This is a genomic window from Mesorhizobium sp. M8A.F.Ca.ET.208.01.1.1, from assembly GCF_004791315.1.
GTDB lineage: Bacteria > Pseudomonadota > Alphaproteobacteria > Rhizobiales > Rhizobiaceae > Mesorhizobium.
Map to the genome: position 1 here is coordinate 37211 of NZ_SRUT01000007.1, position 22081 is coordinate 59291.

Sequence of the window (22081 nt, forward strand, 5' to 3'; positions counted from 1 at the left end):
CATGTCGCTGCTCGAGATCAAGAACCTCACCGTTTCCTTCGACACCGCCGCCGGGCCGTTCATGGCCGTGCAAGGCATCGACCTTTCGATCGAGCCGCGTGAGGTGCTGGCGATCGTCGGCGAGTCCGGTTCCGGCAAGTCGGTGTCGATGCTGGCGGTCATGGGGCTGTTGCCCAACACCGCGACGGTCAAGGCCGACCGCATGGCCTTCGACGGCGTCGACCTGTTGAAGCTCAGCCCGTCCGAACGCCGCAAGATCGTCGGCAAGGACATTTCTATGATCTTCCAGGAGCCGATCGCCAGCCTCAACCCGTGCTTCACGGTCGGTTTCCAGATCGAGGAGGTGCTGCGTTTCCACATGGGCATGGATCGTGCCCAGCGCCGGGCACGCGCCATCGAGCTGATGAAGCTGGTCGGCATTGCCGATCCGGAAGAACGGCTGAGTTCGTTTCCGCACCAGATGTCGGGCGGCCAGTGCCAGCGCGTCATGATCGCGATCGCGATTGCCTGCAATCCGAAGCTTTTGATCGCCGACGAGCCGACGACCGCGCTGGACGTCACCATCCAGAAGCAGATCCTCGATCTGCTCGTCTCGCTGCAGGCCAAATACGGCATGGGCCTGATCATGATCACCCACAATATGGGCGTGGTGGCCGAGACCGCCGACCGCGTCATCGTCCAGTACAAGGGCCGCAAGATGGAAGAGGCCGACGTGTTGTCGCTGTTTGAATCGCCCAAGAGCAATTACACGCGCGCGCTGCTCTCGGCGTTGCCGGAAAATGCCGTCGGCGACCGGCTGCCGACCGTTTCCGACATGCTGTTCGAGCCTGCCCCCTCGGTAGCGGGAGCCTCCGCATGAGCACCACGGTCCTCGAAGGCAAGAACATCGTTCGCGACTATCATATCGGCGGTGGCCTGTTCACCGGGCCTCGCACCGTGCATGCGGTCAAGGGCGTCTCCTTCACCGTGGACAAGGGCAAGACGCTCGCCATCGTCGGCGAAAGCGGCTGTGGCAAGTCCACGCTCGCCCGCATCATCACCTTGATCGATCCCGCGACGTCGGGCGAGCTGTTCATCGACGGCAACAAGGTCGATATCGCCAAAGGCGGATTGACCAAGGAAATGCGCCGCAAGGTGCAGATCGTCTTCCAGAATCCCTACGGATCGCTCAATCCGCGCCAGAAGATCGGCGACGTGCTGGGCGAGCCGCTGCTCATCAACACCGACAAGCCAGCGGCCGAACGGCGCGACCTCGCCATGAAGATGCTGAAGAAGGTCGGCCTCGGCCACGAACACTACAACCGCTATCCGCACATGTTCTCGGGCGGTCAGCGCCAACGCATCGCCATCGCCCGCGCGCTGATGCTGAACCCCAGCCTGCTGGTGCTGGACGAGCCGGTTTCGGCGCTTGACCTCTCGGTTCAGGCGCAGGTGCTCAACCTGCTCGCCGACCTGCAGGACGAGTTCCAGCTGACCTATGTCTTCATCAGCCACGACCTGTCGGTGGTGCGCTACATCGCCGACGATGTGATGGTGATGTATTTCGGCGAGGCCGTCGAATACGGCTCGCGCGACGAGGTCTTTTCGGACCCCAAGCACAGCTACACCAGGACGCTGTTTGCCGCGACGCCGCGCGCCGACGTGGCAAGCATCAAGGCGAGGCTGGCGAAGAAGAAGGCGGCCTGACCAGAGGTCAGGCACGGCCCATCCGGCTACGACAGCTTGGCGATGATAGCGCGCAGCGCCTCGCCGAATTTGTGGATCTCCTCGACCGTGTTGTAGTGCACCAGCGAGGCGCGGATGGCGCCGCTGTCCATCGGCAGGTTGAGGCGTTTCATCAGGCGGGGCGCATACATATGGCCGTCGCGGATGCCGATCTGCATATCGGCCATTTCCTCGACGATGCGCTGCGGCGACAGCTTGCCGATGTTGAAGCAGAAGGTCGGCACGCGCTCGTTGAGGCGGGCCTCGTCGGCGACACCGTAGATGGTCGCGCCGCAGGCCTTCAGCACGCCCATCATCTCGCGCGCCAGCAGCAACTCATAGTCGCGGATGGCGCCCATGCCGGCGACGATGTTGTCGCGCCGCGAGCGGTTGTTGGAGGGGGCGAGATTGCGGCCGATCAGTTCAAGATACTGCACGGCGGCATCCATGCCCGACACGTTCTCGTAGATGAATGTGCCGGCCTCGACCTTGTAGGGCGGCTCGTCCGGGATGAAATCCTCGCGGAAGGTCGGCAGGCGTTTCAGCGTCTCGAAGCGGCCCCAGAGGAAACCCATATGCGGCGAGAAATTCTTGTAGCCGGAACAAACGAGATAATCGCAATCCCAGGCCTGCACGTCGATCAGCCCGTGCGGTCCGTAATGCACGCAATCGAGGAACACTTCGGCGCCAACCCTATGCGCGATGTCAGCGACCGAGGCGACATCGACGATCGAGCCGATCGAGTGCGCCGTCACCGTGCAGGCGACCAGCCGAGTGCGGTCCGAAACCAATGGCTTGAGATCGTCGACATGCAGATTGCCATCCTCGCGCATGCGCCACCATTTGAACTTGGCGCCGGCGGATTCCAGCGCCAGCCAGGTGGCGATGTTGGCATCATGGTCCATGTCGGTGACGACGATCTCATCACGCTCGGAAAGCATCTGGCCGATGCCGAGGCTGACCAGGCGGATGAAGGAGGTGGCGTTCATCCCGAAGCAGATTTCCGCCGGGCTGTAGGCATTGATCAGCAGGGCGACGCTTGTCCGAGCATCGGCGACCGACTGATCGACGGTGACGCTGCGGCCATAGCGGCCGCCGCGCTGCACATTGTGCGAGACCAAGTGGTTGGTCACCGCGTCGAGCACGCTCTGCGGAATCTGTGCCCCGGCGGCATTGTCCATGAAGATGAAATCGCCGGCTCGCTGCAGGGCGGGGAACATGGCGCGGATGGTGTCGACGGGGAAGCCGCCAGTGGCCTGGGGATTGCTCAATTGTATCTCCTGCGAAGTGCTTGCGGGGTGGTAGGTGGCTAGCGGGCCTTCTCGTCCTTGAAGCGGGCTTCAAGCAGGCTGACGAGACGAACCATCGGCCAAAGGAAGATGAGATAGACCAGTGCGGCGCCGATCAGCGGCGAGGGGTTGGCGTAGAGCGACTGTGCGTTGGTCGCTTCCTTGAGCAGTTCCGGCAGGGCCACGGTGGAGGCCAGCGAAGTGTCCTTGAACATCGAGACGCAGTTGCTGGTCATCGGCGGGATGACGACGCGCACCGCCTGCGGCAGCACCACCTTGCGCAAGGTCAAAAGGAACGGCAGGCCAAGCGCCTGCGAGGCCTCGAACTGGCCGCGCGGAATGCTCTCTATGCCGGAGCGAAACACTTCGGCCGAATAGGCCGACATGATGATGGCGAACGCGGTCACTGCCGACGCCCAGGACGACAGGCGTATGCCGAGGAACGGCAGCGCGTAGTAGATCAGGATCAGCACGACCAGCACCGGCAAGGCGCGGAAGATGTCGGTGTAGCCGACCGCCAGCCAGCGCAGCGGCTTCGGCGCATAGAGCCGCAACAGGCTGATCACCAGGCCGATGGGAATGCCGATACCGATGCTGAGCAGGCCAAGCAGCAGCGTGTTCAGGAAGCCGCGCAGCAGTGCCGGCAGGCTCGACGCGATGACGTCGGCGTTGAAGAAAGTGTCGATCAGCGACATCAGAGCATTCCCGAACGGTGTTGCGTCATCTGACGCCAGAGCCCGACCCGGAACATCAAGATCGGCTCTGCCGAACGGATGCTGGTCCCGGGAAGGTTATGCGTGAAAACGGGACGTGCCGACCCTTTTTGGAGCCGGCACGCCTTCCGTCCTGTCGGCCGCAGCTCAGGCCTTGGGCAGCGGCATTTCCTTGACGGTCGAGGAATCGGTCGGGGCGTCGCTGCCGAACCACTTCTTGTGGATCGCGGCCAGCGTGCCGTCCTTCTTCATCGCCGTCAGCGCGTCGTTGAGCTTGCCGAGCAGCGGATGATCCTTTGTCATCATCAGGCCGTACTGCTCGCCGGTCTTGATGCGCTGCTTGACCTTCAGGTCCTTCATCTTGGTGAAGGAATATTCCATGCCGGGAATGTCGCTGACGGCGGCGTCGATGCGGCCGGCGCTGAGGTCGAGCAGCAGGTTCTGCTGCGTGTCATAGCCCTTCACGTCGCTGAAGCCGTCGGCTTCCTGGTGCGCCTTGACCCAGGTCTCGCCGGTCGAGCCGGAGAGCACGCCAACGATCTTGCCCTTGAGGTCTGCCTCGGCGTTGACCGCGCTGTCGGTCTTGGTGGCGATGCCCATGTCGGAATCATAATAGGGCTGGGTGAAGGACTGCGACTTCAGCCGCTCCGGCGTGATCGTGATCGACGAGATGGCGACGTCGATACGCTTCGAGGTGGTCGCGGCGAACAGTGCCTGGAAGCCGAGGTCGGCGATGTCGGTTGTCATGCCGACGCGCTTGGCCGCCTCGTTGACGATGTCGACCTCAAAACCTTCGAAGGTGCCGCTCTCGTTCTTGTATTCGAAGGGCGGGTTGGTCGGGTAGGCGCCGACATTGAGCACATCGGCGGCGAAGGCGGTTGCCGGCCCAGCGGCGATGCCGATTGCCGCGGCGAAAAGGATGAGATTGCGACGGTTGAGCTTCATTGGTGGTCCCTCTGGGGTATTCCCTCTGGTTGTTGATCGGGCGGGCTGCCCCGCACGGTTTGTTGCCGTCCCGCCTCCCAGCGGGGCGTCAATTCATGTGGCGAGCATGCGCTCGGCCGTGGCCGCGATCTGGTCGCGGTCGCCTTCACGCGCAGGCACGGCAAGGTTGGTCTCGGTATGCAGGTCGCGGATCCGGGCGCGAACGCGATCGAAGGCACAGCGCGCGCTGGACGATGACTGGGGCAGCACAAACGACAAAGGACTGAAACCCCTCCAACCCGGAGCACCCGCGATGAGCTGCCCGGAAACCCTCCAGCCCGACAGTCGCCATCGATCTTGAATGCTTATCCAAAGTGCGGCGCTTTTCAAGGTAAAAGTTTTAAGCTTAAAAAAGTTTCCCGGGTTGCTGCTCGACTGGGCGCTAGCGCGGGTCTTCCCGCGCCAGTTCCGCCCGGGCGGCGGCATAATTGGCCGCGCCGCCCGCACCGAGAAACATCGTGTCGCTGGCCAGCACGAAAAAGCTGGCGCCGACGGCTGCCCATTGGCCGACGGTTTGCGGGCTGGCGCAAAATATGCCGGAGGCCTTGCCGTGCGCGATCGTCACGCCGATGATCCTGCGGATCGCATCCGCGAGCTTGTCGGCGCCCTTCGGTCCGATCGCATCGATCGACACGGAGAGATCGCCGGGGCCGACGAAGATCACGTCGACGCCGTCGACAACGGCGATCGCCTCGATGTTGGCCAACCCCTCGGCGGTTTCGACCTGGACCGCCACGACGATCCTGTCATTGGCGCCGGCCAGATATTCGGGAATGCGATAGCCATAACCGGCAGCGCGGCCGGGTCCAACGCCGCGTTCGCCCAGCGGCGGATAACGCGATGCCGTCACCGCCATCGCAGCTTGGGCCGGTGTCGAGACGCGTGGCACCAGCACGCCTTGCGCGCCGCTGTCCAATGCCGCCTGGATGGCTTCGGGCGCATGGCCGGGAACGCGCACCATCGCCGGCACACGGTGGACATCGGCTGCGCGTATCATCGTTTCGACGATGTCGCGCGAGATCTGCGCGTGCTCCCAGTCGATGCAGAGGAAGTCGAGGCCGGACAGCGCCATCACCTCGACCGCGACGGGATGCGGAATGGCGCAGAAGGACCCGACGAGGCTGGTCTTGCCGATGCATTTCTGGCGGAACTCGTTCATGCCGATCCCTTCTCTCATCCCGCCAAGTTCATATCGGCAAACCAGTGCGACGCGAAGCTATTTCAGGCTTGAAATATTTTCGCGCGGGCCTAGCCTACGGCCTCCCGCCCGCGAGTTCCCGAGATGATCAAAGCACATCCGTTGCACGGCTCCAACAAACTCAAGCTTGGCGTCTTCTCGACCAACGCCGATGGCGGTCTTGCCATATCGGATGTGCCGGAGCGCTGGACGGCGAGCTGGCAGGACAATCTGACGGCCGCCCAGATCGCCGACCGCGCCGGGCTGGAGTTCATGTTGCCGATCGCACGCTGGCGTGGCTTTGGCGGCCGCAACAAGGTGCGTGAATCGTCGTTCGAGAACTTCACCTGGGCGGCGGCGCTCAGCGTGGCCACCGACCGTATCGGCCTGTTCATGACCGTGCACGTGCCGCTTGTGCACCCGCTCTATGCCGCCAAGGCGCTGGCGACCGTCGACCACATCAGCCAGGGCCGTGCCGGTTTGAACATCGTCTGCGGCTGGAACCCGAAGGAATTCGGCATGTTCGGCACACCGCTGGTCGAGAAGGGTTACGACCAGGCGGCCGAATGGATCGAAATTCTGGAGAAGCTCTACGCGTCGGCGGAGCCGCTCGAGTATCAAGGCACCTATTATCACCTCAAGGAGGCGGTCAGCCGGCCGGCCAGCCTGCAGCTTCCGCGCCCGGTGACCATGAACGCCGCTTTCGGCGGCCCGGGCCGCGATTTCGCCGCCGCCAGATGCGATTATCTGTTTACGACCTTCTCCGAAATGGCCGACGCCGGCAAGCATGTCGCCGACATCAGCGAGCGGGCCGACAAGGTTGGCCGGGAGGTCGGCGTCTACACCGTGGCACATGTCGTCTGCCGCCCGACCATGGAAGAGGCGCAGGCCTATTACAGGCGCTATGCCGTCGATCTGGCGGATCACGAGGCGGTCGATGCGCATATGGCCGGCAAGAAGGAATTCTCGCAATCCCATGACCCGCATGCCTATGACGCATACCGGCAGCGTTTTGCCGGCGGCGCCGGCACCTATCCGCTGGTTGGAACGCCGCAAACGATTGCCGCCGACATGGCCGCCATTGCCGCGCACGGCTATCAGGGCATCGCCCTGTCCTTCGTCAACTACACTCAGGAGCTGCCTTACTTCTGCGACCACGTGCTGCCGCTGCTCAGGCAAGCCGGCCTTCGCGAATAAGATATTCCGGGGATGCGAATTCTTTACTCCGGAATAACGGCGGTGGCCTGGATCTCCACCTTGGCGCGGTCCTCCACCAGCGCCACCACCTGCATGGCGGCCATTGCCGGAAAATGCCGGCCGATCACTTCGCGATAGGCCTCGCCAATCCCCTTGAGATTGCCGAGATACTCGGCCTTGTCGGTGAAATACCAGGTCATCGAGGTGATGTGCCGTGGCTCCGCGCCGGCCTCGGCCAGCACCGCGACGATGTTCTGGAGGGTCTGCCGCACCTGGCCGGCGAAATCGTCGGTCTCGAACTGGCATTGCCCGTTCCAGCCGACCTGGCCGCCGACGAAGACGAGCTTGCCGCGCGCCGCCACGCCGTTGGCGTAGCCGACGGGTTTTGCCCAGCCTTCCGGCTGCAGGATCTCGTGCATGTCGTCTCTCCGCTATCCAATATCGGGTCCGCAATATCCGTGTCGAAAACAATTCAGTCCGTGGTCACGACCCGTTCAGGCCGCGCCCATCACTTGCCGCGCGATCACCACCTTCTGCACGTCCGAAGCGCCCTCATAGATGCGCAGCGCGCGGATTTCGCGATACAGGCTCTCGACGATGTGGCCTTTGCGGACACCGTCGCCGCCATGCAGTTGCACCGCTTTGTCGATCACCTCCTGCGCCTTGTCTGTGGCGAACAGCTTGGCCATCGCCGCCTCTCGGGTGACGCGGGCGGCGCCCATGTCCTTGGTCCAGGCGGCGCGGTAGACCAGCAGCGCCGCCGCATCGACGTCGAGGGCCATGTCGGCGATATGGCCCTGCACCATCTGCAACTCGGCCATCGGCGCGCCGAACAGCTTGCGCTCGGCCACTCTGTTGATGCTTTCATCGAGCGCCCGGCGGGCAAAGCCGAGCGCTGCCGCACCGACCGTCGAGCGGAACACGTCGAGCACCGACATGGCGATGCGAAAGCCGTCGCCCGGCCTGCCGATCAGCGCCGAGGTGGGAACACGAACCTCGTCGAACGACAAACGCGCCAGCGGATGCGGCGCAATTACTTCCAGCCGCTCGGCAATGTCGAGGCCCTTGGCATCGCCCGGCACGATGAAGGCCGAGAGGCCCTTGGCGCCCGGCGCTTCGCCGGTGCGGGCAAAGACGACATAGAAATCGGCGATGCCGCCATTCGAAATCCAGGTTTTTTCGCCGGTGAGAACATAGCTGTCGCCATGGCGGGTCGCCGTCATTTCCGTGTTGGCGACATCGGATCCGGAGCGCGGCTCCGACAGGGCGAAGGCGGAGATCGCCTTGCCGGCGCGCGTCTTAGCCAGCCATTGCCGTTGGTCAGCCGTTCCGAACAGGCTGAGCGCACCGGTGCCGAGCCCCTGCATGGCGAAAGCGAAATCGGCCAGCCCGTCATGGCGCGCCAGCGTCTCGCGCGTGATGCACAAGGAACGCACGTCGAGCGGGCCCGGATTGTCAGTGTCGACAGCCGTCGGCTTCAGCCAGCCATCGCGGCCAAGCATGGCCACCAGCTCGCGGCAGGCAGCGTCGATGTCACGATGATCGACGGGGAGGTTCTTGGCGCACCAGGCGTCGAGTTGTTCTGCGAGCTCGCGATGGCGGTCTTCGAAGAACGGCCAGTTGAGAAAGGAACGGTCAGGCATGGTTGCCTCCGCAGCTCTGCGAGGTTTGCGCTCTACGGCGCCCCCCTCTGTCCTGCCGGACATCTCCCCCACAAGGGGGGAGATTGGCGGTTTCGACGCCCCGCTCGTCCTTGCGACGTTGAAAATTGGCGAAAGCGGTGATGACAGCCAATCTCCCCCCAAGTGGGGGAGATGTCCGGCAGGACAGAGAGGGGCGCTGTCCCGCCGGCATGTCCTTCTCTGGCGAAGAAAACATCCTCAATTCCCCTCGAACACCGGCTTTTCCTTGGCCACAAAAGCCCGATACGCCCGCTCGAAATCGCGGGTCTGCATGCAGATCGCCTGCGCCTGCGCTTCCGCCTCGATCGCCTGGTCGAGGCCCATCGACCATTCCTGGTTGAGCTGCGTCTTGGTGATGCCGTGGGCGAAGGTCGGGCCCGATACGATGCGGGTCGCCATCTCCAGCGCATCGGCCTCGAGAGCCGCCGCATCGACCAGCCTGTTGTAGAAGCCCCAGCGCTCGCCTTCCGCCGCCGTCATGGTTCGGCCGGTGTAGAGCAGTTCGGCGGCGCGGCCCTGGCCGATGATGCGCGGCAGGATCGCGCAGGCGCCCATGTCGCAGCCGGCCAGGCCCACGCGTGTGAACAGGAAGGCGGTCTTGGCCTCCGGCGTGGCGATGCGGATGTCGGAACTCATCGCGATGATGGCGCCGGCGCCGACCGCGACACCGTCAACCGCCGCGATGATCGGCTTGCCGCAATTCAGCATCGCCTTGACGAAATCGCCGGTCATGCGGGTGAAGGCGAGGAGCTGCTTCATGTCCATCTTGACCAGCGGACCGATGATGTCGTGGACATCGCCGCCGGAGCAGAAATTGCCGCCATTGGACAGGAACACCACGGCGTCGACATCGTCGGCATAGACAAGATCGCGGAACGTGTCGCGCAACTCGGCATAGCTGTCGAAGGTCAGCGGGTTCTTGCGCTCAGGCCGGTCGAGCCGGACCTTGGCGATCCGGCCCTCGACCTCCCACAGGAAATGCTTCGGCTTGCGGCCGGCCATTGCAGTCATTCGCGTCCCTCCCAGTTGCTGCGGAACGAGGTCAGCATGCCGGTCAGCCGGCGGGCATCCTCCTCGCTGACCTTGCCCAGCAATTCACCGATCCAGCCCTCATGCGCGGCGGCGATGGTGGCAAAGGACTTGGTGCCCTCCTCGGTCAACCGCACCATCGAGGTGCGGCGGTCGCCATTGCGGCGTGCACGCGCCACCAGTCCTTCGGAAACCAGACGGTCGACGATGCCGGTGACATTGCCGTTGGAGACCAGCAGGAAGCGCGAGAGGTCGCTCATCAGCATGCCTTCCGGCGCCCGGTAGAGTGCTGCCATGACGTCGAAGCGCGGCAGCGTCGTATCGAATTCCTTCTTCAGCCGCTCGCGCAACTCGGCCTCGATCGTGCGCGAGGCGCGCAGCAGCCTGATCCAAAGACGCAGCCGGTCCTTGCCGGGTCCCGATGGCACGGGCAGGGGGCCGGCTACCATGTTTCACCTCCCGAGATCGAAATCGCCTGTCCGGTGATCGACGCCGCAGCATTGCCGCACAGCCAGAGCACGGCGGCGGCTACTTCCTGAGGCTGGATGAAACGGCCCTGCGGATTGGTCGAGGCCAGGCTCGCCCGTGCCTCGTCAGCCGAGCGTCCGGTCTTTTCGACGATGCGCTGGATGGACTCCTCCAGCATGTCGGTCTCGACGAAGCCAGGACACACCGCATTGACGGTGACGCCGGATTTCGCCGTCTCGGCGGCAAGCGCCCGCATCAGACCGACGACGCCATGCTTGGCCGCTACATAGGGCGCGACATAGGCGTAGCCTTTCAGACCGGCGGTCGAGGCGATGAAGACGATGCGGCCTGCCTTGCGCGCGGCCATGCCGGCCAGCGCCGGCTTCACCGTCAGGAAGGCTCCGGTCAAATTGACGTCGAGCGTCCGCTGCCAGTCGGCAAGCGTCGTCTTGTGCGCCGGCGTGCTGCCGGCCATGCCGGCATTGGCGACGACGATGTCGAACGGTCCGCGCGCGGCCTCGGCCTGTGTGTAGAGCGCGGCCATCGCCGCCTCATTGGTGACGTCGGCGGCAATGCCATGGATGCGGTCGTTTTCGCTGGCAACCTTAGCGAGTTCTGCTTCGCGACGCCCACATATGGTCACGTCGACACCAGCCTCGGCCAGCGCCAGCGCGATGGCCCGGCCAACGCCGGAACCACCGCCGGTGACCAGCGCGTGCTTGCCGGGAATCGTGGCCGCCGCTGTCATACTTTCAGCCCCGCCGCGGCATCGCGCTCGGCCAGCCTGTAGATCTGGTCGCGTCCGGGCAGATAGGGATCCGGCCATTTGACGCCACGGTCGCCGAGCGTCACCGCCGCATGCAGCGTCCAGTAGGGATCGGCGAGATGCGGCCGTGCCAGCGCGACCAGATCGGCGCGGCCGGCCATCAGGATCGAATTGACATGGTCTGGCTCGTAGATGTTGCCGACAGCCATCGTCGCCATGCCGACTTCGTTGCGGATGCGGTCCGAAAACGGTGTCTGGAACATGCGTCCGTAGACCGGCTTTGCCAGGGCCGAGGTCTGGCCGGCCGAGACGTCGCATATGTCGACGCCCGCCTCATGCAGCATGCGCGCGATCTCGACGGCGTCGGCCGGCGTCACGCCTTCGATCCCGACCCAGTCATTGGCCGAAATGCGCACCGAGATCGGTTTTCCCGCCGGCCAGGCGGCGCGCACCGCACGGAAGATTTCCAGGGGATAGCGCATGCGGTTTTCCAGCGAACCGCCATAGGCGTCCGTGCGCCGGTTGGTGACCGGCGTGATGAAAGACGACAGGAGGTAGCCGTGCGCGGCGTGGATTTCGAGCATGTCGAAGCCGCAGCGATCGGCCATTTCGGCCGAGGCGACGAACTCGTCGCGCACTCTGTCCATGTCGGCGCGATCCATGGCCTTCGGAACCTGGTTCTGCGGCGACCAGGCAATCGCCGAGGCCGCCATGACAGGCCAATTGCCGGAGGCGAGCGGCACGTCGGTGCCTTCCCAGCCGACACGGGTCGAACCCTTGGCGCCGGAATGGCCGATCTGGGCGCAGATCTTCGCTTCGGTTTCGGTATGGACGAAATCGACCAGCCGCCTCCACGCCACCTCATGTTCGGGCGCGTAGAAGCCGGGGCAGCCAGGCGTGATCCGCCCTTCCGGGCTGACGCAGGTCATCTCGATATAGACAAGCCCGGCGCCGCCCTTGGCGCGCTCGGCGTAGTGGGTGAAATGCCAGTCGGTCGGGCAGCCGTCGACGGCCTTGTACTGCGCCATCGGCGAAACGACGACCCGGTTGTTGAGGGCCATGTCGCGCAGCTTGAAGGGGGCGAACATCGGCGCCCGGCGCAGCCTGTTGCCGCCAGCGCCGGCCTGGCGCTGAAACCACTCTTCCGCGCCGCCCAGCCATTCGGCATCGCGCAGCCGCAAATTCTCGTGGCTGATGCGTTGCGAACGGGTCAAGAGCGAATAGTTGAACTGCACCGGATCGAGGCCGAGATAGCGCTCGACCTCCTCGAACCATTCCAGAGAATTGCGCGCCGCCGATTGCAGCTTCAGCACCTCGGTGCGGCGAGCGTCCTCATACTTGCCGAACGCGGCCTCGAGGTCCGGTTCGGTCTCGACATAGTCGGCCAGCGCCACCGCGCTTTCCAGGGCGAGTTTGGTGCCGGAGCCGATCGAGAAATGCGCCGAGGCCGCGGCGTCGCCCATCAGCGCCAGATTCTTGTAGGACCAGCGCTCGCACAGCACGCGCGGGAAATTGATCCAAGCCGAGCCCCTGATGTGGTTGGCGTTGGTCATCAGCGCATGGCCGCCAAGATGTTTGGCGAAGATGCGCTCGCAGACCGCGATCGACTCCTGCTGCGACATCGCGCCGAAGCCGAAGGCGGCCCAGGTCTGTTCGCTGCACTCGACGATGAAGGTCGCGGTCTCGCTGTCGAACTGGTAGGCGTGCGCCCACACCCAGCCATGCTCGGTCTTTTCGAAGATGAAGGTGAAGGCGTCGTCGAATTTCTGGTTGGTGCCGAGCCAGACGAACTTGCATTTGCGCGTGTCGATGTCGGGCTTGAAGATGTCGACGAAGGTGTTGCGCGCTCTGGAGTTCAGCCCGTCGGCGGCGACGACCAGATCATGCGTGTCCATATAGGGTTTTGGGTCGGCAATGTCGGCTTCGAACATCAGCTTGACGCCGAGTTCGCGCGCGCGCCGCTGCAAGAGCACCAGCAGGCGCTTGCGGCCGATGCCGCAGAAGCCGTGGCCCGACGAGACCGTGCGCACGCCGTCATGGATGACGGCGATGTCGTCCCAATAGGCGAAATGCTTCTTGATCCAGACCGCGCTGACCGGGTCATTCTTGGCAAGGTTGTCGAGCGTCTCGGCCGACAGCACGACGCCCCAGCCGAACGTATCGTCGGCGCGGTTGCGCTCGAAAACCGTCACGTTGTGCGCGGCGTCCCTCAGTTTCATCGAAATGGCAAAGTAGAGGCCGGCTGGTCCGCCGCCGAGAACCGCAACCTTCATCTGTGCGATCTCCTCTTCGCTTGCTATGCCTCAGTATCGCGCCGGAGGTCAGATATTTCAAGCTTAAAGTTTTATGTCGAAATGATTAGGCGGGGATTGCGTGGCGCGCTTGCGTGACGTCCCTGCAAGCGCGCCGCGGGAGATCATTTCTCAGGGTTCTTCGGGCTCCACAGCACGGTCTCGGCACCCTTCTCATAGGCCATGCCAGTGGGATAGCTGATCGCCTCCAGTTGCAAGCCCCATGGCGCCTGGAAATAGAGGATGGTCTGGCCGGCGGCGGGCCCTTCCTTCACCGGCAGCGGCCCCAATCTCGTCTTGACGCCCTTGCCGTCGAGATAGGCTTTGGCCGCGGCGACGTCGTCGACGTAAAGGGCGATATGGAAGCCGCCAATGTCGCTGTTCTTCGGTGTCAGGTCCTTCTGGTCGGGCGCGGTGTATTTGAACAGCTCGATGTTCGACCCATAGCCGCAGCGGACCATGGTGACCTGCTCGATGACAGCCTTCGGATCGACGCCGAGGAGGTCCTGCATGAAGGTGCCCTTGTCGTCGGCGAACGGTCCGAACGACATCGCCTTCTTGCAGCCCACGACTTCGGTGAAGAAGTCGACCGCCTGCTTCATGTCGGGAACCGTGATGCCGGTATGGTCGTGGCCGCGCATGCCAGGGATCGTATCCGCCGCCGCAGCTCCCATTGAGCCGAGCAGGATCGCGGCGAGCATCGTGCCGCGGGTTGCGTAGTTCATGTTACCCTCCGTTCGCGGGCTGATTTCGCCCCCATGCACGTCCGAGGCCCGCTCTTCGGCGTGCGGGATGAAAAGTCTTATGCCGGCGCCTTCGCGGGCGGCCGCAGCCAGTCCGCGTCGATCTCGGGAAGCGGAATGGCGGCAAGCAGGTCTCGCGTGTAAGTCTCCCTGGGATTGTCGAACAGCGCATCCGTGGCGCTCTGCTCGACGATGCTGCCCTCGCGCATGACGATCACCTGTTGGCAGAGCCGCCGGATGACCGACAGGTCGTGGCTGATGAAGGCGACCGTCAGGCCCATCTCCGCCGCGAGCTTCTCCAGCAAGGTGAGGATCTGCGCCTGTGTCGAGACGTCGAGCCCGGAGACGATCTCGTCGGCCAGCACGAATTTCGGCGACAGCGCCAGCGCGCGCGCAATGCCGACGCGCTGGCGCTGGCCGCCCGACAGCTGGTGCCGGTAGCGGCTGGCGAAGCTCTGCGGCAGGCCGACGCGTTGCAGTGCCTCGGCGACGCGGGATTTCAGATTGTCGCCAAGCCCGTTCTGCTTGAGCGGTGCGGCGATGATGCTGGCAATGGTGCGGCGCGGGTTGAGCGATGACATCGGATCCTGGAAGATCATCTGCAGGTCGCGGCGCAGCGGCCGCAGTGCCGCCTCCGGCAGTTGGGTGATGTCGCGGCCCTCGAAACGGATGCTGCCGGCACTCGGCTCCAGCAGCCGGACCAAAGCGCGACCAAGCGTCGACTTGCCGGATCCGGATTCACCGACGATGCCGGTGACAGAGCCCTTTGGCAGGTCGAAATCCAGGCCTTTCAGAATTTCGGCCAGCGGCGCGCGGCCGACAAGCGGCTTGCGCGTCATGTCGGGCAGCGCGACCTTCAGCCCGCGCACGGAAAACAGCGGCTCAGCCATGCGGGCGCCTCCATGCCTGGTCGGCTACCGCGATCTCGGCCGCAAGTCCGGCCAGCACCGTCTCGTCCACCGGCTTCAGCGAGGTGAAGGGGTCGGTGTAGCGTGGCGTCGCAGCCATCAGCGCCCGGGTGTACGGATGCCGGGGTGCTGCGAAGAGATCAGCGGTCTCGGCTTCTTCCACCACCTTGCCGGCATAGAGCACCGACACTTTCTGGCTGATCTTGGCGACGACGCCAAGATCATGGGTGACGAACAGGATCGCGGTGCCGTGCTCGCTCTGCAACGCGGCGATCAGCCGAAGGATCTGCTTCTGCACGGTGACATCGAGTGCCGTGGTCGGCTCGTCGGCGACGATCAGCCGTGGCTCGGCGGCAAAGGCGGCGGCAATCAGCACGCGTTGGCGCATGCCGCCGGACAGTTCGTGCGGATAGCTCTTCAGCACCCGGTCCGGGTCGCGGATCTGTACCTCGTCCAGCAATTGCCTGACACGCTTGTCCGCCTTGTCGCCGCTCCAACCCAGGATGCGCACCAGCCGGTCGGTCATCTGCGGACCGATGCGGCGCGAGGGGTTGAGCGCGGTCAGCGGGTCCTGCGGGATCAGCGCCGTGCGTGCGCCGATCAGCGTGCGCCGCGCCTTGGGCTGGAGTTTGCCGAGGTCTTCGCCCTCGAGCCTCATGTCGCCTTCGACGATGCGCACGCTCGACGGCAGGACGCCCAGCACCGCCTTGCCGATCATCGTCTTGCCGGCGCCGCTTTCGCCGACCAGCGCGCGCACCTCGCCGGGTTGCACGGTGAGCGAAACAGAGCGCAGCACGCGCTGGCCGTTGGCCAGCACCGCGCTCAGATTGGCGATATCGAGACAGGCACTCATCGCAGCACCGGATCGAAACGCGTCTTCAGTGCTTCGCCGAACTGGCTGAACGACAGCACAGTGAGGATCAGCGTGATCAGCGGAAACACCAGCACCCACCAGGCTTGATGGATCGACAGCCGGCCTTCGGCGATGATGCCGCCCCAGGTCGGGTCGTCGGTCGAGATCGACAGATTGACGAAGGACAGGATCGCCTCGACGATGACGGCGATGCCCATTTCCAGCGACAGCAACGCCACGATCGACGGCACCACGTTGGGCAGCACCTCGCGCAGCATGATGCCGATGCGGCCATAGCCGGCGATGCGGGCATTCTCGACATAGTCCATGCGCGACTGGCCCATGGCTTCGGCGCGGATGACCCGGCAGAAGCGCGTCCAGTCGATGATGGCGATGGCGAGAATGACGGAGTTCAAGCCGGTACCGAGCACGGCGACCAGCAGAATGGCGAAAAGCACCGGCGGGAACGCCATCCAGATGTCAACGATGCGCGAGATGATGCGATCCGCCCAGCCGCCGAAATAGCCCGCGATCAGTCCCAGCATCGAGCCAACGACGCAGGCGGCGATGGCCGCCGCGAAAGCAACGATGAAGGCGATGCGGCCACCAAAAATCAGGCGCGAGAGCAGGTCGCGGCCGAGGCTGTCGGTGCCAAGCCAATAGCCAGGCTCGGCGCCATCGAGCCAGAACGGCGGCAGACGCTCCAGCATCAAATCCTGCGCCAGCGGATCCTGCGGCGCCACCAGCGGCGCGAAAATCGCGGCCAGCAGTGCCAGCAGCAGCCAGCCGCCGGCAAGCCACAGCCTCGGGCTCAGTCCGCGTCGCGAGATGCGTGCCTCATCCATGGCGCAACCTCGGATTGAGCAGCGCATACATCATGTCGACGCCGAGGTTGATCAGCACGAACAGCAGCGCGAACACCAGCACGATGCCCTGGATCAGCGGCAGGTCGCGGTTGATGACGGCATCGATCGCCATGTTGCCGAGCCCCTCATAGGAGAACAGCCGCTCGACGATGACCGTGCCGCCGATGAGGAAGGTGAATTGCACGCCGATCAGGGTCAGCGTCGGCAGCGCGGCGTTCTTCAGCGCCTCGAGCAGGATGACCTGCGTTTCCGAAAAGCCCTTGACCCGTGCCAGCACGACATAGTCGAGGTCGAGCACTTCCTTCAGCGACTGTTTGAGAAGCTGCGAGATGATCGCCGCCAGCGGCAGCGCCAAAGCCACGGCCGGCATCAGCATGTGCTTCAAGAGATCCCAGGTCAGGTCGAAGCGCAGTCGCAGCAGGCTCTCGAAGAAATAGAACTGCGTCACGAAGGGCAGGTCGAGTTGCGGCGACACGCGGCCCGAAATGTCGAAGATCGGCACCAGCACGCCGAACAGCAGGATCAGCACCAGGCCCCAGAGGAAGTCGGGGATGGAAAGGGCGGCGCCGCTCGCAATATCGATGCCGGCCTCGACCGCCGTGCCGCGTTCGCGCGCGCCGAGTATCGCCGTCGTGCCGCCGATCGCCACCGCCATGACGAGAGCGACGATGGCAAGTTCCAGCGTGGCCGGCAGCCGGTTGAAGACGAGGCCGAGCACGTCTTGCCGCAGCGAGATCGAGGTTCCGAAATCGCCCCTGGCGACACCGGACAGCCAGATGAAGAACTGCTGTACGATCGTCTTGTCGAGCCCGTACAGCGCGCGCAGTCGGGCGATGTCGTCATTGGTGGCGCCGGGCGGCAGCATCATGGCGATCGGATCGCCGGGCGCGACGCGGATGACGACAAAGACGACGACGGCCACGCCGAACAGCGTGATCAACATCGTCAGCAGACGAATCAGGAATCGTTGCAGGAGCATGTAAATCTTTGCAGGAGCCCGTGGGCTCGTATGCCCGATGGAAAATGCGCGCCGTCATTGGCGACGGCGCGCGGCAATTCCAGGCCGATATCAGGCCGGGGTCATCAAGGCCGGCAGCAGCGCGCCTGAGATGTGCTGGACGACTTTGACGCCCTTGGCATGCACGATCGGCTGCGCGTACTGCATCAGCGGCAGCACATAGGCCTGCTCGGCGATGTATTTGTCGACCGCCTTCCAGCCGGCGATGCGCTTGGCCTCGTCTTTTTCTCCCCACAGCGGGTTGATCATGTCGATCAGGTCCTGGCTGTCCCAGACCGAATGCGGGCTCGGCCCATACATGGCAAAGCCGGTCGAGGTGGTCGGATCGCCAATGGCGTTGCCCCAATTGTAGAAGGCCGCGGGCGCGAGCTTGTCGGCGGCGCGCAGCTCGTAGTGCTTGGCGATCTCATAGACCTCGATCGTCGCCTCGATGCCGACCTTGCGCCACATGCCGACGATCGCCTGGATCATCTCATAGTCCTTGGGCTTGAAGCCCTTGGTCGTCTGGATGGTGAACTTGACCGGCTTTTCCGGCGAATAGCCTGAGGCGGCCAGCAGTTCCTTGGCCTTCTCAGGATTGTGCTCCACCTTGATCGAGGCATCGAAGGCCGCGTATTCCGGCGTTTCGAGCGTGGCGATCGGCTGGCCATAGCCGCGCAGCAGCCGCTTGACCAGAAGCTCCTTGTCCACCGCCATGACGGCTGCCTGGCGCACGTTCTTGTCCAGCATCGCTTCGATGTCGTTGAAGAAGATCATGCCGATGTCGGAAACATTCTTGATCGAGCCGGCAAGCCCGTCCTTGGCGATCAGCCGGTCATACTCCTCATAGGGGATTTCGAGCGTCACCTGCGAGGAACCGGATTCGATCTCGGCCACCCGGCTTGCCGCATCGGTGACGAACTTGATCGTCACATTCTCGAAGGCCGGCTTGCCGCCCCAATAGTCGGGATTGGCCTTCAGCCGCAGGAAAGCGTTGCGCTCGAATTTTTCCACCATGTAAGGGCCGGTGCCGATCGGCGCCTTCTCGAAGCCTTCGGCGCCGACCTTCTCGTAATAGGCCTTGGGCATGATGTAGCCGGTCAGGAACGACATCCACTTGAAATAGACTGGATCGAACTGCACGACGTCGCCAGTGATCTTGTTGCCGTCGATCTTGAAATTGTTGACGTTCTTCCAGACGAACTGGATCGGGTTGCCGGTCTTTTCGTCGCCCGCACGCTGCAGCGACCAGACGACGTCTTCCGGTGTGAAGGGCGAGCCGTCATGCCATTTCACGCCTTCGCGCACCGTCATCATGATCTTAGTGCGGTCGTCGCTCCAGCCCCATTCGGTCAGCAGGCCGGGCGCGAAGGACAGGTCCGGCTTCTGCGGGATGAATTGGTCGAACACCGATTGGTAGAGGCCCTGTATGGTCGGGTTGACGGCCGACGGTCCGGTGGTCGGATCCCAGGACGGCAGGTTGACATTGTAGGCGATGGTCAGTTCGCCGGCGGCCTGGGCAATCTTTGGCAGGCCGACGGCGGCCACGCCAAGTGCCGCGGCACTGTATCCCAGTAATTCGCGTCTGTTGATTGTCATGGTCGTTCCCCTTGTTGGTTTATTTGTCTTCGCGCAGCGTCTTCAGTTCATTGGTTCGGGCTTCGTCGGCAGCAGCGCCTTGCCTCTCGTCGCCCTCATGAAATCGTCTGGCCTACCTCCCGCCAAGCTGTTGCGCGAGCATGAAGCCCGAGGCGGCACCGGTGCCGGCGCCCGGCCATGTCGCGGCGCCGGTGAGATGCAGGTTGGCGACCGGCGTGTTCCAGCCGGCATAGCCGCGCGCCGGGCGGAACAGGAAATTCTGCGCCAGATGGTGGCTGCCGCAGACCTGGTCACCGCCGACGAGGTTCGGGTTCTCACGCTCGAGATCGATCGGCGAGAACACCGCGCGGCCAAGGATCTTTGCGTGCAGGCCGGGCGCGTAGGTCTCGATAATGTCGAGCACGCGCTCGGCATAGGCTTCCTTGACCTGGTCCCAATGTGCTGGCGCGATCTTGGCCGCGGCGTCGCCCGCGATTTCGGCGGGCAGCATGCGCACCTGTATCCACAGAACATGCTTGCCCTGCGGCGCCCGCGATGGGTCGATGGCGGTCGGCTGGCCGACGACCAGCACGGGTTCGTCCGGCAGCATGCCTGCCATCGCCTGCTGATAGGTGCGCGACATCTGGTCGAGCGAGGGGGACAGATGAACATAGGCGAACTGGCGCAACTCTGCCCCGGCGCGCCAGTCCGGCAGATCGTCCAGCGCCAGGTGGATCATCATCGTGCCCGGCGCGTGCCGGAATTTCTGCATCGCCGTGTCGAAGCCGGCGTTGCCGGAACCGCCAGGCAGCAGCTTGTCGGTCAGCGCCTTGGGCGCCACACCGGCAATGACCGCCTTGGCCGCCGTATGCGTTTCGCCGGAAGCGAGCCGCACGCCCGTCGCCTTGCCGCCGGAAACCGTGATCTCGGCGACATCGGCACGGGTAATGATCCTGCCACCGGCTGATGTCACCATGCCGGCCAGTGCCCGGATGATCGTATCGGCGCCGCCCTTGCCCAGCACCATGCCGAAACTCTGGTTGGCCATCGATTCCAGATAGGGAAACACCGCGCCGCCGGCGATGTCGGGCGCGAAGTCAAGATGCATGCCCCAGGTGGCGAGCGTCGCCCTGATATGCGGAGACTCGAAAGTCTCCTCCAGCCAGGCGCGCGGCGAGGACAACAGCAGCCGGCCGGTATCAAGCGCGCCGGAAACACCTTTCTTGCGCCACAGGTTCCATGCGGTGCCCGCAAGCGCACGGGCGCTCATCGGCGAGCCCAGCAGCTTGAACAAATGCCCGGCTTCGGCCGGGAAGGCGGCTACCAGCCTGCGCCATGTCGCGGCATCGGCGGCTGAAAAGGCGGCAACGCGGCTGGCGGTCTTTTCCAGATCGTTGCTGACCCCGAACCAGCGCCCATCCGGAAAGGCGCTGGCGAAACAATCGGCGGCCGGCGCGAATTCCAGCCCCTGCGCTTTCAATTCATTTGCATATTTCCGGTGGAAGGCGGAGCCGGCGAACAGGCTCAGATTCATGGCGCCGAAATCATGACGGAAGCCCGGAAGCGTGAATTCGCGGGTTTGCACCGCGCCGCCGATCGTTGCGCTGCGCTCGAAAACCCCGGTTTTCCAGCCCTTGAGCGCCAGATGCGCGGCGCATGCCAGACTGTTGTGGCCCGCCCCGACAAAGATGGCGTCGAACTCGCTCACGCCCCGTTCCCGTTTCCTTTATGCTTAAAGATAATTGCAGATGCATATGTTTTCGTCTAGTAGGATATTAAGGGCCGAGACGAGCCTTGATCATGTCAGACAAGAGGGAACAGAGACCATGGACACCCAAAAACTTCTCGGCGAAGTCGCCGGCCAACTCCTTTCCGGCGCCATCAAGGTGGTCGACCTGACGGCGCCGCTCGGGCCGGACACACCACTGATCAAGCTGCCGCCGGAACTTGCCGTCGATACGCCGAAGGTCGAGATCCATTCGATCTCCCGCTATGACAAGAACGGCCCATGGTGGGCGTGGAACTGGCTGAAGCTCGGTGAGCATTCCGGCACCCATTTCGACGCCCCGCAGCATTGGATCAGCGGCAAGGATTATCCGGACGGCGCCACCGACACCATTCCGGCGCAGAACTTCATCGGCCCGGTCAATGTCATCGACTGTTCGAAGGAGGCCGCCGCCGACCATGATTTCCTGCTCACCGTCGACCACATCAAGGCATGGGAAGCCAAGCATGGCGCGATCAACGCCGGCGAGTGGGTGGTGATGCGCACCGACTGGTACAAGCGCAACGGTTCGGAAGCCGAGTTCCTTAACGCCAACGAGACCGGCCCGCACACGCCCGGCCCGACGGCCGAAGCCATCCAGTTCCTGATCAGCAAGGACATCAAGGGCTGGGGCTCGGAGACGATAGGCACCGATGCCGGCAAGGCGGGCGGCATGGAGCCGCCATTCCCGGCGCACACGCTGATGCACAAGGCCAACCGCTACGGCCTGGCCAGCCTCTGCAACCTCGACCAGTTGCCGCCGAAAGGCGCGATCCTGATCGCGGCACCGCTCAAGATCGAGCACGGCACCGGCAGTCCGATCCGCGCACTGGCGCTGGTGGTTGGAAAATAGAGCGAGGTGGGTCTTCGGGAGAAGATCATGCAGCTTGGTGAGGCGATAGGGAGGCAGGATGGCGGCGTTAGCGCTCTACGGCGCCCCCCTCTGCCCTGCCGGGCATCTCCCCCACTTGGGGGGAGATCGGCAGCTTCCGCGACGGCTCCCTTCTTGCGACATAGAAAATTGGCGAAAGCCGGGATGACATCCGATCTCCCCCCTTGTGGGGGAGATGT

Annotated in this window: 22 protein-coding genes; 4 read left to right on the plus strand and 18 right to left on the minus strand. The window is 64.1% G+C overall.

The genetic code is table 11. The features are described 5' to 3' along the window. Window position 1 precedes the first annotated feature (1 nt). Window positions 2–859 (plus strand): ABC transporter ATP-binding protein, encoded by an 858-nt coding sequence (locus EN851_RS25965; RefSeq protein WP_127278114.1) that lies wholly within the window; start codon window positions 2–4, stop codon window positions 857–859. Next, complete coding sequence (locus EN851_RS25970; RefSeq protein ID WP_127278113.1) at window positions 856–1686, plus strand: dipeptide ABC transporter ATP-binding protein; 831 nt, start codon at window positions 856–858, stop codon at window positions 1684–1686. Before EN851_RS25965 ends, EN851_RS25970 begins: the two co-directional genes overlap by 4 nt. Window positions 1687–1712: 26 nt before the next feature. On the opposite strand, the gene EN851_RS25975 is transcribed toward EN851_RS25970, so the two are convergent. The 5 genes from EN851_RS25975 to EN851_RS25990 form a co-directional block, all read right to left on the minus strand. Next, on the minus strand, window positions 1713–2975 hold the full coding sequence (locus EN851_RS25975) for a cysteine desulfurase-like protein (RefSeq protein WP_189521942.1): 1263 nt from the start codon (window positions 2973–2975) through the stop codon (window positions 1713–1715). A 38-nt stretch (window positions 2976–3013) separates the two neighbouring features. Next, complete coding sequence (locus EN851_RS25980) at window positions 3014–3688, minus strand: amino acid ABC transporter permease (RefSeq protein WP_127870695.1); 675 nt, start codon at window positions 3686–3688, stop codon at window positions 3014–3016. A gap of 165 nt (window positions 3689–3853) precedes the next feature. Next, window positions 3854–4651 (minus strand): ABC transporter substrate-binding protein, encoded by a 798-nt coding sequence (locus EN851_RS25985; protein ID WP_135921134.1) that lies wholly within the window; start codon window positions 4649–4651, stop codon window positions 3854–3856. Between the two features lie 93 nt (window positions 4652–4744). Continuing rightward, window positions 4745–4909 (minus strand): hypothetical protein, encoded by a 165-nt coding sequence (locus tag EN851_RS36485; RefSeq protein ID WP_189521943.1) that lies wholly within the window; start codon window positions 4907–4909, stop codon window positions 4745–4747. A gap of 163 nt (window positions 4910–5072) precedes the next feature. Continuing rightward, window positions 5073–5849 carry an HpcH/HpaI aldolase/citrate lyase family protein gene (locus tag EN851_RS25990; protein ID WP_135930285.1) on the minus strand — a complete coding sequence of 259 codons (777 nt, stop codon included), beginning with the start codon at window positions 5847–5849 and terminating at the stop codon, window positions 5073–5075. Window positions 5850–5972: 123 nt separating this feature from the next. Between EN851_RS25990 and EN851_RS25995 the strand changes: the two genes are divergently transcribed. After that, on the plus strand, window positions 5973–7064 hold the full coding sequence (locus EN851_RS25995; RefSeq protein WP_135930286.1) for an LLM class flavin-dependent oxidoreductase: 1092 nt from the start codon (window positions 5973–5975) through the stop codon (window positions 7062–7064). A 23-nt stretch (window positions 7065–7087) separates the two neighbouring features. Here EN851_RS25995 and EN851_RS26000 read toward each other — a convergent pair whose 3' ends face one another. The 13 genes from EN851_RS26000 to EN851_RS26065 form a co-directional block, all read right to left on the minus strand. Next, window positions 7088–7483, minus strand: a complete 396-nt coding sequence (locus EN851_RS26000; protein ID WP_127275967.1) for a RidA family protein — start codon at window positions 7481–7483, stop codon at window positions 7088–7090. Between the two features lie 75 nt (window positions 7484–7558). Continuing rightward, on the minus strand, window positions 7559–8707 hold the full coding sequence (locus tag EN851_RS26005; RefSeq protein ID WP_135930353.1) for an acyl-CoA dehydrogenase family protein: 1149 nt from the start codon (window positions 8705–8707) through the stop codon (window positions 7559–7561). 237 nt (window positions 8708–8944) lie between these two features. Next, the gene (locus EN851_RS26015) at window positions 8945–9757 is read right to left on the minus strand and encodes an enoyl-CoA hydratase family protein (RefSeq protein WP_135930287.1); all 813 of its coding nucleotides are present in this window, start codon (window positions 9755–9757) and stop codon (window positions 8945–8947) included. Then, window positions 9754–10224 carry a MarR family transcriptional regulator gene (locus tag EN851_RS26020; RefSeq protein WP_127275964.1) on the minus strand — a complete coding sequence of 157 codons (471 nt, stop codon included), beginning with the start codon at window positions 10222–10224 and terminating at the stop codon, window positions 9754–9756. Before EN851_RS26020 ends, EN851_RS26015 begins: the two co-directional genes overlap by 4 nt. Continuing rightward, window positions 10218–10991 (minus strand): SDR family NAD(P)-dependent oxidoreductase, encoded by a 774-nt coding sequence (locus tag EN851_RS26025; protein ID WP_127275963.1) that lies wholly within the window; start codon window positions 10989–10991, stop codon window positions 10218–10220. Before EN851_RS26025 ends, EN851_RS26020 begins: the two co-directional genes overlap by 7 nt. Further along, window positions 10988–13282 carry a bifunctional salicylyl-CoA 5-hydroxylase/oxidoreductase gene (locus tag EN851_RS26030; RefSeq protein WP_135930288.1) on the minus strand — a complete coding sequence of 765 codons (2295 nt, stop codon included), beginning with the start codon at window positions 13280–13282 and terminating at the stop codon, window positions 10988–10990. Before EN851_RS26030 ends, EN851_RS26025 begins: the two co-directional genes overlap by 4 nt. A gap of 143 nt (window positions 13283–13425) precedes the next feature. Further along, on the minus strand, window positions 13426–14025 hold the full coding sequence (locus EN851_RS26035) for a VOC family protein (protein ID WP_135882921.1): 600 nt from the start codon (window positions 14023–14025) through the stop codon (window positions 13426–13428). Window positions 14026–14102: 77 nt separating this feature from the next. Then, the gene (locus EN851_RS26040; RefSeq protein ID WP_135882920.1) at window positions 14103–14933 is read right to left on the minus strand and encodes an ATP-binding cassette domain-containing protein; all 831 of its coding nucleotides are present in this window, start codon (window positions 14931–14933) and stop codon (window positions 14103–14105) included. Next, window positions 14926–15804 (minus strand): ABC transporter ATP-binding protein, encoded by an 879-nt coding sequence (locus EN851_RS26045; protein WP_135930289.1) that lies wholly within the window; start codon window positions 15802–15804, stop codon window positions 14926–14928. Before EN851_RS26045 ends, EN851_RS26040 begins: the two co-directional genes overlap by 8 nt. Continuing rightward, window positions 15801–16649 carry an ABC transporter permease gene (locus tag EN851_RS26050; RefSeq protein WP_135882918.1) on the minus strand — a complete coding sequence of 283 codons (849 nt, stop codon included), beginning with the start codon at window positions 16647–16649 and terminating at the stop codon, window positions 15801–15803. The genes EN851_RS26045 and EN851_RS26050 overlap by 4 nt, the downstream gene beginning before the upstream one ends. Continuing rightward, window positions 16642–17649: an ABC transporter permease gene (locus EN851_RS26055; RefSeq protein ID WP_135882917.1), complete on the minus strand. Its 1008-nt coding sequence runs from the start codon at window positions 17647–17649 to the stop codon at window positions 16642–16644. Before EN851_RS26055 ends, EN851_RS26050 begins: the two co-directional genes overlap by 8 nt. A 90-nt stretch (window positions 17650–17739) precedes the next feature. Then, window positions 17740–19266 carry an ABC transporter substrate-binding protein gene (locus tag EN851_RS26060; RefSeq protein ID WP_135882916.1) on the minus strand — a complete coding sequence of 509 codons (1527 nt, stop codon included), beginning with the start codon at window positions 19264–19266 and terminating at the stop codon, window positions 17740–17742. Window positions 19267–19378: 112 nt separating this feature from the next. After that, window positions 19379–20953 (minus strand): NAD(P)/FAD-dependent oxidoreductase, encoded by a 1575-nt coding sequence (locus tag EN851_RS26065; protein ID WP_135930290.1) that lies wholly within the window; start codon window positions 20951–20953, stop codon window positions 19379–19381. 118 nt (window positions 20954–21071) lie between these two features. Between EN851_RS26065 and EN851_RS26070 the strand changes: the two genes are divergently transcribed. Next, entirely contained in the window at window positions 21072–21863 is a 792-nt protein-coding gene (locus EN851_RS26070; protein WP_127275955.1) for a cyclase family protein, read from the plus strand. Window positions 21864–22081: the final 218 nt, after the last annotated feature.

Coding starts and splice junctions, on each gene's coding strand:
- EN851_RS25965 (WP_127278114.1), top strand. CDS start 2: ATGTCGCTGCTCGAGATCAAGAACCTCACCGTTTCCTTCGACACCGCC.
- EN851_RS25970 (WP_127278113.1), top strand. CDS start 856: ATGAGCACCACGGTCCTCGAAGGCAAGAACATCGTTCGCGACTATCAT.
- EN851_RS25980 (WP_127870695.1), bottom strand. CDS start 3,688: ATGTCGCTGATCGACACTTTCTTCAACGCCGACGTCATCGCGTCGAGC.
- EN851_RS25985 (WP_135921134.1), bottom strand. CDS start 4,651: ATGAAGCTCAACCGTCGCAATCTCATCCTTTTCGCCGCGGCAATCGGC.
- EN851_RS25990 (WP_135930285.1), bottom strand. CDS start 5,849: ATGAACGAGTTCCGCCAGAAATGCATCGGCAAGACCAGCCTCGTCGGG.
- EN851_RS25995 (WP_135930286.1), top strand. CDS start 5,973: ATGATCAAAGCACATCCGTTGCACGGCTCCAACAAACTCAAGCTTGGC.
- EN851_RS26000 (WP_127275967.1), bottom strand. CDS start 7,483: ATGCACGAGATCCTGCAGCCGGAAGGCTGGGCAAAACCCGTCGGCTAC.
- EN851_RS26005 (WP_135930353.1), bottom strand. CDS start 8,707: ATGCCTGACCGTTCCTTTCTCAACTGGCCGTTCTTCGAAGACCGCCAT.
- EN851_RS26015 (WP_135930287.1), bottom strand. CDS start 9,757: ATGACTGCAATGGCCGGCCGCAAGCCGAAGCATTTCCTGTGGGAGGTC.
- EN851_RS26020 (WP_127275964.1), bottom strand. CDS start 10,224: ATGGTAGCCGGCCCCCTGCCCGTGCCATCGGGACCCGGCAAGGACCGG.
- EN851_RS26025 (WP_127275963.1), bottom strand. CDS start 10,991: ATGACAGCGGCGGCCACGATTCCCGGCAAGCACGCGCTGGTCACCGGC.
- EN851_RS26030 (WP_135930288.1), bottom strand. CDS start 13,282: ATGAAGGTTGCGGTTCTCGGCGGCGGACCAGCCGGCCTCTACTTTGCC.
- EN851_RS26035 (WP_135882921.1), bottom strand. CDS start 14,025: ATGAACTACGCAACCCGCGGCACGATGCTCGCCGCGATCCTGCTCGGC.
- EN851_RS26040 (WP_135882920.1), bottom strand. CDS start 14,933: ATGGCTGAGCCGCTGTTTTCCGTGCGCGGGCTGAAGGTCGCGCTGCCC.
- EN851_RS26045 (WP_135930289.1), bottom strand. CDS start 15,804: ATGAGTGCCTGTCTCGATATCGCCAATCTGAGCGCGGTGCTGGCCAAC.
- EN851_RS26050 (WP_135882918.1), bottom strand. CDS start 16,649: ATGGATGAGGCACGCATCTCGCGACGCGGACTGAGCCCGAGGCTGTGG.
- EN851_RS26055 (WP_135882917.1), bottom strand. CDS start 17,649: ATGCTCCTGCAACGATTCCTGATTCGTCTGCTGACGATGTTGATCACG.
- EN851_RS26060 (WP_135882916.1), bottom strand. CDS start 19,266: ATGACAATCAACAGACGCGAATTACTGGGATACAGTGCCGCGGCACTT.
- EN851_RS26070 (WP_127275955.1), top strand. CDS start 21,072: ATGGACACCCAAAAACTTCTCGGCGAAGTCGCCGGCCAACTCCTTTCC.